Source organism: Reyranella sp., assembly GCF_050185545.1.
Classification (GTDB): Bacteria; Pseudomonadota; Alphaproteobacteria; order Reyranellales; family Reyranellaceae; genus Reyranella.
Window position 1 is genome coordinate 1 of the sequence record NZ_JBFWZI010000034.1, and the last position, 12,167, is coordinate 12,167.

11 protein-coding genes are annotated in these 12,167 nt (G+C 68.1%); 6 read left to right on the top strand and 5 right to left on the bottom strand.

Annotated features, from left to right (window positions below; genetic code table 11):
- From AB7O82_RS12220 to AB7O82_RS12230, 3 genes are all read right to left on the bottom strand, one after another.
- Positions 1-478, bottom strand: a 478-nt coding sequence (locus AB7O82_RS12220) for a glycosyltransferase family 2 protein (RefSeq protein ID WP_428619473.1), incomplete at its 3' end; no start/stop codon positions are given.
- 234 nt (positions 479-712) lie between these two features.
- On the bottom strand, positions 713-1,675 hold the full coding sequence (locus AB7O82_RS12225; RefSeq protein WP_428619476.1) for an FkbM family methyltransferase: 963 nt from the start codon (positions 1,673-1,675) through the stop codon (positions 713-715).
- Positions 1,676-2,002: 327 nt separating this feature from the next.
- The gene (locus tag AB7O82_RS12230; RefSeq protein WP_428619478.1) at positions 2,003-3,103 is read right to left on the bottom strand and encodes a citrate synthase/methylcitrate synthase; all 1,101 of its coding nucleotides are present in this window, start codon (positions 3,101-3,103) and stop codon (positions 2,003-2,005) included.
- Between the two features lie 84 nt (positions 3,104-3,187).
- On the opposite strand from AB7O82_RS12230, the gene AB7O82_RS12235 reads away from it, so the two are divergent.
- The 6 genes from AB7O82_RS12235 to plsY all read left to right on the top strand — a co-directional run bounded on the left by AB7O82_RS12235 (position 3,188) and on the right by plsY (position 9,029).
- On the top strand, positions 3,188-4,408 hold the full coding sequence (locus tag AB7O82_RS12235; RefSeq protein ID WP_428539811.1) for a citrate synthase family protein: 1,221 nt from the start codon (positions 3,188-3,190) through the stop codon (positions 4,406-4,408).
- Entirely contained in the window at positions 4,405-4,944 is a 540-nt protein-coding gene (locus tag AB7O82_RS12240; RefSeq protein WP_428539814.1) for a cysteine hydrolase family protein, read from the top strand. Before AB7O82_RS12235 ends, AB7O82_RS12240 begins: the two co-directional genes overlap by 4 nt.
- A gap of 250 nt (positions 4,945-5,194) precedes the next feature.
- Entirely contained in the window at positions 5,195-6,163 is a 969-nt protein-coding gene (locus tag AB7O82_RS12245; protein ID WP_428539817.1) for an aspartate carbamoyltransferase catalytic subunit, read from the top strand.
- Positions 6,160-7,509 (top strand): dihydroorotase, encoded by a 1,350-nt coding sequence (pyrC, locus tag AB7O82_RS12250; protein ID WP_428539820.1) that lies wholly within the window; start codon positions 6,160-6,162, stop codon positions 7,507-7,509. The genes AB7O82_RS12245 and pyrC overlap by 4 nt, the downstream gene beginning before the upstream one ends.
- A gap of 85 nt (positions 7,510-7,594) precedes the next feature.
- Positions 7,595-8,416 (top strand): hypothetical protein, encoded by an 822-nt coding sequence (locus AB7O82_RS12255; protein ID WP_428539823.1) that lies wholly within the window; start codon positions 7,595-7,597, stop codon positions 8,414-8,416.
- Between the two features lie 4 nt (positions 8,417-8,420).
- Entirely contained in the window at positions 8,421-9,029 is a 609-nt protein-coding gene (plsY, locus tag AB7O82_RS12260) for a glycerol-3-phosphate 1-O-acyltransferase PlsY (protein ID WP_428539826.1), read from the top strand.
- Positions 9,030-9,269: 240 nt separating this feature from the next.
- On the opposite strand, the gene AB7O82_RS12265 is transcribed toward plsY, so the two are convergent.
- Both AB7O82_RS12265 and AB7O82_RS12270 read right to left on the bottom strand, forming a co-directional pair.
- On the bottom strand, positions 9,270-11,057 hold the full coding sequence (locus AB7O82_RS12265) for an FAD-binding protein (protein WP_428539829.1): 1,788 nt from the start codon (positions 11,055-11,057) through the stop codon (positions 9,270-9,272).
- A gap of 345 nt (positions 11,058-11,402) precedes the next feature.
- Complete coding sequence (locus AB7O82_RS12270) at positions 11,403-12,107, bottom strand: GNAT family N-acetyltransferase (RefSeq protein ID WP_428539832.1); 705 nt, start codon at positions 12,105-12,107, stop codon at positions 11,403-11,405.
- Between the last annotated feature and the right edge of the window lie 60 nt (positions 12,108-12,167).

The window sequence follows — 12,167 nt, forward strand, 5'->3', positions numbered from 1 at the left end:
ACAGGGCCGGGTACATCATGCCGATGCCGTCCTCCCGCGACAGCGCAAGCCAGTCCAGCGCATCGAGGTCGGTCCACGTCTTGTCCGGAACGAAGGTCGTCTCGCCGGCGTCGCTGTAGAATCGTCCCCACTCGGCGGAAGCGATGCAATCCGGATTGGCGGACAGCCGTGCCATCTGCAGGGCGATCTTTTCGGGCGACAGAAGATCGTCGGCATCGAGATACTGAATGAACTCGCCCCGGCTGTGCGCCAGCGCGACGTTGCGGGCGGTCGCGGCGCCTGCATTCTCCTGTCGGATCAACCTGATGTCGGCGAACCGCCGTACCTCGTCGGCACTGCCATCGGTCGAGCCATCATCGACGACGATGATTTCCAGCGGCCTGTAGCTCTGGGCCATCACCGAACGCAGAGTCTCTGCAATGAATGGACGGCCATTGAAACAGGGAATCAGGACGGAAACGAGAGGGCCGCTCGTCACCTGCGCCCGTCGAAGGTGGGAGCCGCAAAAGAACGTCCATCGTCATGGCGTGGTGGGCCTCAACAGACGCAGTCCACGACGATTCCCCTCTTCTCTCCTCTCGATCATTTTAGTCGGAACCAAAACGAGGACAATCGCAATCAGCCGACGCCCTCCATGATCACGATGGTTTGTAAGGCGCGCCGGCTTGCACTGGCGCTCGCGAGTGCCTGGCGGCCCCGCGCGGCGGCCGGACTACGATGGTCGATACCGGGCCAGGAAATTCCCGGCATCGCTTGCGACGAACTGCGCGACCTGCAACGAAGGCCGCAGCCCCCGGCCCGTCCACGGCAAGGTCTCGACTGCGTATGAATGGCGCACGAGCAGTGCATGCAACTCGGCGCGCCTGCCGGTTCGATTGCTTTCGAAGACGATCATCGGTCGGACTTCTTGCAGCAGTCTGGCAGCTCCTTCGAGGACGGCGACCTCGGCCCCTTCGACATCGACCTTCATCAGCACCCTTCTTCCCGCCACGGCGTCCAGATAATCGTCGAGCTTGCGCAGGGGAACCTGCCGCACGGTGGTCTTTTCATTCCGCTCCAACGCTTCGATGACCTCCGTGACGACCGATCCGTGCCACGTCTTGCGCTCGGGAAAGACCAAGTCGGCTGTGCCTTGCCGATTGCCCAGGGCGACCGCCTCCCATTTGGCGTCGAAGCCGTTCAGCGAACAAGCCAGGCGGAAATACTCCAGGCATCGTTCGTTGGGCTCGAACGAGATCGTCTGGATTCCCGCCGAGTTGAACAGCAGCGAATGGGTACCGTAGTTCGCGCCGACATCGAGGAATAGGTCGGGCCGATCTGCGGACTGGACGACCTCGGCATAGGTCCGCTTGACCTCCAGGTCGTGCCCGAGGATCGCGACAGCGAGGTCCCAGTCGAGCCACGCGTGGTCGGGCCGCAAGGGCAGACGCAATGTCCTGCCGAGGAACTCGACGGTCCAATGGCCGGCCGCCAGCGTTGCCGAGGTGCCCGCAAATGCCGACGCGTAGCGCCCGTGGTACTTGCTCTTGCCCGCGTCGCTCAGCGACCGGTAGAAGGCATTGACGAACCACCGAGTCCGCGGATCGCGGACCAGCGATCGCACGATCGCCCGCTTGATGGGCTTGGTGAATCGGTTGTCGCTCAGCCTGTCGACCAGCGAGATCGATTCGGACATCGGGCCTTCTGACTGACACAGGGCATCGCCGCCCCGCGGAGAGGCAATCCCTAGCGCGTACATGCCGTCGGGCGCAACCCCGCCACCCGGTGCAACGGCCCTGCTGAGCGGACGCGCACTTTTTGTCATCCTGAACGCAGCGAAGGATCTCTTCGCCAGAAGCTTCAAAGCACACTTTCGCGAACGGCAACGAGGTCGTTCGCTTCGCTCAGCACGACGTAAAGGTTCAAGCTTTCCTGCCGATCGGCATATCAGGAACGGCGATCGACAAAGTCGCGAGCTCGGAGCGAGGGGCCTTTCCCCGACATTCGCCAGGAGACCCCAGACCTATGCGCTCGGCCGCGGGCCGACATAGTTCGATTGCGGGCGGATGATGCGGCCACCTTTCTCCTGCTCGAAGATGTGGGCGCACCAGCCGGCGGTGCGACCGACCGCGAACAGGGCGGTGAAGGCGCTGCGTGGCACCTCGAGCGCCTCGAGCAGCAGCGCGGTGTAGTACTCCACGTTGGTGTCGAGCCGCTGGCCCGGCTTGTACTTGCGCAGCGCCGAGATCGCGCCCTGCTCGACGGCGGCGGCATAGGCCAGTCGCCCGGCGGTCGACGGCAGGGTGGCCACAGTGCGCTTCAGCACGTCGGCACGAGGGTCGCGCACCTTGTAGATGCGATGGCCGAACCCCATCAGGCGGGTGCCCCTGGCGAACGTCTTGGCGAACCAGGCCTCGGCGCGCCCGGCGTCGCCGATCTCGTCCAGCATGTCCAGCACCGGACCGGGCGCCCCGCCATGCAGCGGCCCCTTGAGCGCACACAGCGCCGCCAGCACCGCCGAGATCAGGCCGGCCCGGGTCGAGCTGACGACGCGGGCGGTGAAGGTCGAGGCGTTGAAGCCGTGGTCGGTGATGGTGGCGAGGTAGGTATCGAGCGCCGCCTCGAATACGGCGCCGGCGCGCTGGCCGCGGATCATGCGCAACAGATCCTGCGCCGTGGTCAGGCCGGGATCCGGCGCGATCGGCGGCAGCCCTTTCTCCGCGTTGAGCAGCGCCGCGAGGAACACCGGCATGGCGCCGCACACCAGATAGTGATGTGGCGTCGCCTCGCCGTCGGACAGCATGCCGACGCCGACGCGCAATGCCTCGACCGGATTGAGGCCGTGCGTTGCCGCCAGGAGCTTGGGCACTTCGGCGAAGGCGCGCACGCGCGCCGCCGCCAGGCCGTCACGAACCGCGGCAGCATCGCCGTCACCGCCCTCCGCCGACGGGGCGTAGCCTTGCCACAGCAAGGCCGCGACGCCTTCGAAACCGCGGGTCGCCACCAGCTCCTCGAGCGCGTGTCCGCGCACGATCAGGCGGCCGGCTTCGCCGTCCACCTCGCTCATCACCGTATCGGCTACGACCACCCCGTCGAGACCGCTGTTCACCCGAGTCAGCAGCATTGGCGTTCCTTTCCTGGGACCGCGCGCAAAGTCATGGTCCGGAAAAACATTGTCAATCTTGATTATATTGATCAATATCGCCCCATGGCACATGAATTCCTGACCTCAAAGGAAGCGGCGCGGCGACTGGGCATCTCTGCCGCCACGCTCTATGCCTATGTCAGCCGCGGGCTGCTGCGGTCCGAAGCGCTCGACGGCAGCCGCGAGCGGCGCTACCGCGCCGACGACGTCGCCCGCCTGAGGCGTCGGCGGGACGTCGGCCGCAAGGCCGAGTCGATCGCCAACCATGCGCTCGATTTCGGCACCCCGGTGCTCGAATCGGCCCTGACCCTGATCGAGGGCAACCGCCTCCACTACCGCGGCGTCGACGCGAGCATGCTGGCGCGCACGGCCTCGCTCGAGGATGCCGCCCGCCTGTTGTGGGACTGCGACGACAGCCCCTTCGCGGCTGACAATCTGCCGCCGCTGACGACGCCGCTGCGCCGCGCCTGGCTGGCCGCGGCCACGCTGGCGCCGGTCGATCGCTGCCTCGTCCTGCTGCCGGCGGCGGCCGCGCTCGATCATGCGAGCTGGGTGGAGGACCGCGCGGCGATGCTGGGGACCGGCGTCCGGGTTATGCGGCTGCTCGCCGCCGCCGTCACGGCGCAACCGCTGTCGGCGCGGCCGGTGCACGAGCAGCTCGCGGCGGCCTGGCGCGTGCCCGACGAGCGCGCGCCGCTGCTCAGGGCGGCGCTGGTCCTGTCGGCCGATCACGAGTTCAACGCCTCGGCCTTCGCCGCCCGCGTCGTGGCGTCGACCGGCGCCAATCTCTACGGCGCCACCATGGCCGGCCTCGCCGCCTTGAACGGCCCGCGTCACGGTGGCCTGACGCGTCGCGTGTCGTCGCTGTTCGACGATCTGCGCAAGGCCTCCGACCTCGATGGCGAGCTGGCCCGCCGGGTGCGCGATCGCATCTACATTCCGGGCTTCGGTCACCAGCTCTATCCCGACGGCGACGTCCGCGCGGCGACGCTGTTCGCCCTGCTGCGCCAGGCGATGCCGCGTTCGGCCGAGCTCGCGTTCGCCGAACGGTTGGCCGCGGCGGTCGAGCGGCTGATCGACCGGCCGGCCAACGTCGACTTCGCCACCGTGACCGTGGAGCGCGTGCTCGGCCTGCCCAAGGATTCGGCGCTGGCGCTGTTCCTGCTCGGGCGCAGCGTCGGCTGGATCGCCCATGCGCTCGAGCAGGCGGCACATGGCGCCTTGATCCGGCCGCGCGCCCGCTATACGGGTCCCCGTCCCGCAGCTGCGCAAGGTCCGCCATGAGACACGCGCTGATCGTTATCGACATGCAGCAAGGCTCGTTCGGCAAGGCGACGCCGCGCCATGACACATCCGGATTGATCGACCGCCTGAACCGGCTGGCCGCCGCGGTCCGCGCCGAGGACGGCGCCGTGATCTTCGTCCAGCACGACGGCCCTGCGGGCGACCCGCACCATCCCTCGCAGCCAGGCTGGCGCCTGCTCGAGGGGCTGGACGCGCGACCGGCCGACACCATCGTGCGCAAGACCGCGTGCGATGCCTTCCTCGACACCACGCTCGACGCCTCGTTGCGCGCCCTTTCGATCGACCGCCTGATCATCACCGGCTGCGCCACCGATTATTGCGTCGACACCACGGTGCGCAGTGCCCTGGCGCGCGGCCTGCGCACGGTCGTGCCGTCGGATGGCCATACGACCAGCGACCGGCCTCACCTGCCGGCTGCCAAGATCATTCAGCATCACAACGCCATCTGGGCCGACTTCATCGCCCCGCGCGGCCCCGCCCTGGTGCAGCCGTGCGCCGAATTGCGGTTGTCATGATTCATCCCCTTGAAGTGGGATGGTGTCGCCGTTACCGGCGCGGGTGGGATCATCGTCTTGGACCGCGGGCGTCTCGCCCGCTCTTCAACATGCGGGGGCGAGACGCCCGCGGTCCGCTTGAACTCGAGTCCATGACCCCTCCGTCGCCGATGACGGCGACACCTCCCCAGCGAAGCTGGGGAGGAAGCCTGTTATCCACCAGGCCGTCGCCTTGCGGGCCCGGCGCGGGCGTGCTTAACGTCGCGCTTTAGTGACAACGAAATGGGCGGGCGTGCCGAGGTTGCCCCATCTTCTCGGCATCGAAGGTCTTGCGCCTGAAACGATTTCGGGCCTGCTCGACCTTTCCGAAAGCTACATCGACCAGAACCGATCCCTCGACAAAAGGCGTGACCTCTTGTCGGGCCGCACCGTGATCAATCTCTTCTTTGAGAACTCGACGCGCACGCGCACCAGCTTCGAGGTCGCCGCCAAGCGGCTGGGCGCCGACGTGATCAACATGGACGTCGCCACATCGTCGGTGCGAAAAGGCGAGACACTGCTCGATACGGCGATGACGCTCAATGCCATGCGGCCCGACGCCATCGTCGTGCGACACAGCGAATCGGGCGCCGTCAACCTGCTGTCGCAGAAGGTCAACTGCGCTGTCATCAACGGCGGCGACGGCCAGCACGAACATCCGACACAGGCGCTGCTCGATGCGCTCACCATCCGCCGCCGGCGCGGCAGTCTGCAGGGTCTGCTGGTGGCGATCTGCGGCGACATCCTGCACAGCCGGGTCGCCCGCTCGAACATCCATCTGCTGCAGATCATGGGGGCGCGCGTGCGCGTCGTCGGCCCGCCGACCCTGATGCCGACCGACATCGAGCGGATGGGCGTCGAGGTGCATTACCGCATGAAGACCGGCCTCAGCGACGTCGACATCGTGATGATGCTGCGGCTGCAGACCGAACGCATGCAGGGCTCGTTCGTGCCGTCGATCAGTGAATATTTCCACTTCTTCGGCCTCGACCACGAAAAGCTCAAGGTCGCCAAGCCCGATGCCCTGATCATGCATCCCGGCCCGATGAACCGCGGTGTCGAGATCGATTCGGAGGTCGCCGACGACCTCGACCGCTCGGTCATTCATGAGCAGGTCGAGATGGGCGTGGCCGTCCGCATGGCCTGTCTGGATGCGCTGATCGGCGGGCGCCGCAATGCGCTCGCGGGGGCGGCGGCGTGAGCGGCGCCATCGATCCCGGCGCGCCGCCGCACAGCGGATCGACTGCCTACATCAATGCCCGCATCGTCGATCCCCTCGGCGACGCCGAGTACAACGGCGCCGTCCTGATCAGCGACGGCAAGATCGCCGACTACGGCCCCCAGCTGTTCGCCTCGGGCGCGCCTTATGGCATCCAGTCGGTCGATTGCCGCGGCCTCTGCCTCGCGCCGGGCCTGGTCGATACCCGCGTGCACACCGGCGAGCCGGGCGAGGAGCACAAGGAGACGCTGAAGAGCGCCGGTGCCGCCGCCGCCGTCGGCGGCGTCACCTCGATGGTGCTGCTGCCCGACAACGAGCCGCCATTCGACGATGCCTCGCTGATCGAGTTCGTCGCCCGCCGCGCCCGCCAGATCAAGCTTGCCAACATGTACGCCTATGGCGCACTGACGGTCGGGCTCGAGGGCAAGGAGCTGGCCGAGATGGGCCTGCTGGCCGAGGCCGGCGCCGTGGCCTTTACCGACGCCGATCATGCCGTCGGCAACGCCCAGGTGATGCGCCGGGCGCTCTACTACGCCAAGGCGTTCGATGCTTTGATCGTTCACCTGCCGCAGGAGCCGACGCTGTCGGGCGGCGTGATGACCAGCGGCGAGATGGCGACGCGGCTCGGTCTGTCCGGCAATCCGCCGCTCGCCGAGGTCATGATGGTCGAGCGGGACATCCGGCTGGCCGAGATGTCGGGCGGGCGATTGCACCTCACCAAGATCTCAACCGCCGAAGCGGTCGCCGCGATTGCCGCCGCCAAGGCGCGCGGCCTGCGCATCACCTGCGACACCGCCGCACCCTACTTCGCGCTGAACGACCTCGCGGTCGGCGACTATCGCACCTTCGGCAAGCTGGTGCCGCCGCTGCGCGCCGAGAAGGACCGGCAGGCTGTCGTCGAAGGCCTGCGCGACGGTACCATCGACGCCATCGTCTCCGACCACCGACCGCAGGACCAGGACAGCAAGCGTGTGCCTTTTGCCCAGGCCGAGCCGGGCGGCATCGGGCTCGAGACACTGCTGCCGATCTCGCTCGAGCTGGTGCACAACCGCCATCTCACCCTGCCGCACTTGTTCCGCCTGCTGTCGGCCACGCCGGCGCGGCTGTTCGGGCTGCCCGGCGGCAAGCTCGCCAAGGGCGCGCCAGCCGACCTCGTCGTCTTCGATGCGGACCATGCCTGGCGGGTCGACCGCGACGAGCTGTGGAGCAAGACCAAGAACTCGCCGTTCGACGAGCGGCCGGTGCAGGGCCGCGTCATGGCCACCATCGTGGGCGGCCGCACGATCTACCGCGACGACAGCTTTGTCACAGCCGCCCGCGCGGCCTGATCGCTGCCCGGAAATCCGCCTCCAAACGGCCATTTCGTCTGGTATTGTCGGCCAGTCCCGACCGCCGCTTCCGCAAGGGCCTTCCATGCATCGATTCTCTCTCCTTCTCGCCGCCGCCACGGTGGCCGCCTCCGGCGCGAGCCATGCCCAGCAGCGCGGTCAGTCACGCGACGATCTGCTCGACGCGCTGACGCGGCACATCCAGATCTGCGCCGAGATCACCGACACCCAGCAGCGCCTGTCCTGCTACGACCGCCTGCAGACCCAGGTCGGCGGGGTGTCGCCGCAACCAGCGGTGACACCAACGCCGATCCAGGCCGCCCAACCTCAGCCCCAGCAGCAGCTGCAACCCCAACCGCAGCCACAGCCCCAACCCCAGCCGACCACCGGCACATCGATCAGCAGCGCGCCACTCACGCCGCAACCCCTCACGCCGACGCCGCCGGCGCCCCAGCCGCAGCCGCTGGCGGTGCCGGGTGGCGGCACGGCGACACTGCCCCCGCCCGGCGGCGGCACGCGTGATCCCGATGCGGCGTTCGATCCACGCACCGCAACGACGTCGCAGCCAGGACAGACAGGCCCGCGGCCGCAAACGTCGATGCGCCGGACGGGCCCGCGCGCCATTCCCAGTGCGTCGCGCCCGCAGCCCTTGGTGTCCCTGGGCGCCGCCAACCTGACCTATGGGCCGACCCGCTACTGGCAGGTCACGGTGACGCTCACCTCCAACACGCCGCGGGCGGTCAACACGCAGGCGGAATGCACCTTCATGAATGCCGGCCGACCGGTCGGCACCGACTATCTCGGGCCAGTCACGATCCAGCCCGGCGAGCAGATCACTGCCGAGCTGATCGGGCCGCCAACCACGACCTACGTCGATTCGAGCAACTGCAAGCTCTTGAGCCCCTGAGCCGATGGCCTCGACGCTGCTCGTCCTGCTGGCGCCCTTCCTGCTCGGCTACCTGCTGGGCTCGATCCCGTTTGGCCTGCTGCTGACCAAGGCCGCCGGACTGGGCGACATCCGCAAGGTCGGCTCGGGAAACATCGGTGCGACCAACGTCCTGCGCACCGGGCGCAAGGGCCTGGCTGCCGCGACTCTTCTGCTCGATGCGTTGAAGGGTGTGGTGGCGGTGCTGATCGCCGACCAGATCGGACAGCTCGCCGCGGTCGGCGCCGCCGCCGGCGCCGTGATCGGCCACATGTTCCCGGTGTGGCTGTCGTTCAAGGGCGGCAAGGGCGTGGCGACCACGCTCGGCATCATGTGGGGCCTCTCCTGGCCGGTCGGTGCGGTTGCCTGCGCCGCCTGGCTGGTGGTCGCCGCCCTGTTCCGCTACTCGTCGCTGGCGGCGCTGCTCGCCGTCGTGGTCGCCGCGATCGCCGCCTGGTTCCTGACCGATCCCCGTGCCGCCACGCTGCTCACCCTGCTGGTGCCGCTGGTCTGGGTGCGCCATCACGAGAACATCAGCCGGCTGCTGAACGGTACAGAGACCAAGATCGGCCAGCGCGCCAAGCCGGCGACGTAGTCTGAACGGGACGCCATGTGCCGGGAGCGCGCCACTCCGTGGTGCCTCATTTCCTCCTCCCCAGTTTCGCCGGTAGCTTCGCCGGGTACAGGTGTCCGCGTCTTCGCGGACGGAGGGGTCAAGGGCCACAGTCGCGATGCTCATGACCCCTCCGTCGCCGTATGACGGCGACACCTCCCCAGTTCTGCTGGAGAGGAAGCAAGAGCGCCACGGAAGTGGCGCACTCCCGGCGAAGCGTCCTCACCGCAGCCGCGTGTTGCCGTCGGCGCTCCAGTCCTCGCTGCCGACGCCGTGGTGCACGAAGAAGAGCCCGTCGGCATCGTACTTGTCCTTGACCTGGCGCAGCCGCGCGTAATTCGTGCCCCAGAAGGCGCGCCGCCAATCGACCTCGTAGTAGTTCGACTCCGAAACGTAGGATCCGTGATCGGGCACCAACCGGCGGATCTCGTCCATGGCCGCCGTGATCTTCGCCGCGTTGCGCCGCGCCAGAGCCAGATCCGGTTCGCGGCCGGCCACGCCGGGGAAGGCCGGCGGCGCTTCCGAGGCGCTGATCGCGAGCGCGAAGGCATCGGCCGCGACAGGATGGGTCGCCGTATCGCGCGCTGCGGCTACCTCGTCGGCAGGCGCGCCGGCCAGCCCCTTGTTGAAGTGCAAGGTAATCCGCCAGTGTCGCGAGCCGGCGAACAGTGCATCGATCAGCCCGTCCTGGCGCGCCGGCTCGATCAATGGCCCCGGCATCCACACCGATTCGTAACCCTGGATGAACCAGCCTGCCTCGCCTAGATTGTTGCGCCAGAAAATGTTGTCGGGGCGCGCTCCCGGCCGATCGTCGCTCAGGATGAAGTCGGGCGCGTTGGCCTTCATCCAGTCCGCGTCCCAGAAGTGCCGCGCCGGCAGAGCGGCAATCATCGGCGGCGCCGCCAGGGTGAAGTCGGCCGGCCGCTCCGCCAGCCAGGCGACGAACGGCCGCCATAGCTCGGTCGCCGCTGCTGCGTCGAGGCCCTGGAATACCAGGGCGACGGCAAGTGCGTTGTCGGGCCGGAACGTCACCTGCTCACCCCAATGCGGATTGAACAGCCGCTCGCGGTAGAAGGCGAGGAAGCGCTGGATGAGATCGCGATAGGCCGGCGCCGACCTCGCCTGGACGGTGATGAACACGCCGCCAAAAAATTCCGGCAGTTCGCGCGTGCGCAGCGTGATGCGCGTGACCACCCCGAAGCTGCCGCCGCCACCCCCCTTCAAGGCCCAGAACAGGTCGGGGTTGGTGCAGGCATTGGCAATGCGGACCTGCCCATCGGCCGTCACCACCTCGGCCTCGATCAATCCAGCCGCCGCCATGCCGTAGCGCTTGGAAAAGGTGCCGAAGCCGCCGCTCTGGATCAATCCGGCCACACCCACCGTGGTGCAGCCGCCACCTTGCACGTAGCGGCCGGCGCGCGAGGCCGCATCGTAGGCGCGCAGCCAGACCACGCCCGCCCCCAGCGAGACCGCCGGCTGCGGCGGCGCGTTGCAGCCCTGTCCGACAAAGTCGTCGTGCAGTTCGATGCCGTCCATCCTGCGTGTCCAGAGGAGCAGCGAATCGGGAGCATTCGACGTGCCCTGATAGGAATGGCCGCCGCCCTTCACCACCAGGCGAAGGCGATGCTGTCGGGCGAAGTCGACGGCGGCGGCGACATCGCTGCTGTTGCGAGCGGCGACGGCATAGGTGCTGGGCGTCGACGTCCAGGCATCGACCCATCCCGTGGTCTGGGTGAGAGCGACGCTGTCACCGATCAGCCAGGGGTTCTTGAGGCCGCGGAAGAAAGCGGCGCACTCGGCGCTGCCCGGCTGGGCGCGACAGGCCTCCATGGGCGAGCGCACGACGAGGAGCTGACCGCCCACGCGAGCATCGAGCTCGCGCCATTGCCCGTCCGATGGCCAGCCCGGATCGCCGGGACGGTTGCGGCGATAGCGCGGCGTGTCCTGGGCGTGTGCAGTCGACATCAGCGGCAGGCCTCCGGCCAGGGTGAGCAGTGTGCGACGATTCATGGGTCCCTCGGAGCTGAAAGATCGCTCGATGAGCTACCCTCTAGTGGTCGACCGGCCGCTGCTGGCGCACTTTGTGACGACCGGCGACGCTGGTGTGACGAGCGGCAGGCCAACCGCGACGACCGGGTCGCGTCACGCCCGCGTCTCCGGCGCCGAGGCAGGCATTCGCACATGGCATTTTCTCCGTCATCCCGAGCGGAGTCGCCCGAAGGGAGGCGCAGTCGAGGACCTATCTTGTCGAAGCCAGCACAAGAAAGATCCCTCCACCAAGCCTCGCTACGCTCGGCTTCGGTCGGGATGACTGCCTTTCTTTGCCATTGATTGGGGGTACCACGGCGACCACCGTCAAGCCGACGATGAAGCTCGCTGCCGGCGGCCGGCTCCTGACGCATCCTTCTCCCCAAAGCGCATGCGCTGCTTGCCGCGGTCGCGCTCGCCCACCGGCTGGAAGCCTGCCGCCTCGAACATCGGGATCGTGCCGGTATAGGCGAAGGCCGCCGGAATGGCTTTGCCGAACTTGCCGGGCCGCACGGGGTAGGCCTCGATCACCGCCCCGCGCCGCCGCCGCACCGCGGCGACCGCCGCCGCAATCAGGGCCGAGGCCACGCCCTGCCGGCGATAGCCCGCCTTGACGAAGAAGCAGGGCAGCGACCACACGCGATCGGCATCATCGCAGACAAGCGACGGCGCGCGATCGAGCTTGGCAAGCTCGCGGCGACGATCGAAGGCCGCCCAGCCGACCGGCGCGCCATCGATGTAGGCCAGAACGCCGTGGGCGCGGCCGTCCTTGACCAGGGTGCGAAAGCGCCGCTTGTTGACCGCGCCCTTTGTCTCCGACCAGTCCTCGCCGCGCTCCTGGCGCCAGAACATGCACCAGCAGCCGCCGCAAGCGCCGTTGCCGCCGAACAGCGCTTCCAGGTCGGGCCACCGATCAGGGGTGAGCTCGCGTGTCGTGATCTTGGAAACCATCGCGACAGTGTGCCGACGTTGCAGGCCAGCGTCGACGCGCCATTGCTCGGGCAACGTGCCGTCGAACGCCCAACCCGTCATTGATCACACGTCGGCCGCTCGTTAGGGTCCGCCTCGCAACCTATACAGGAGGCAATGGCC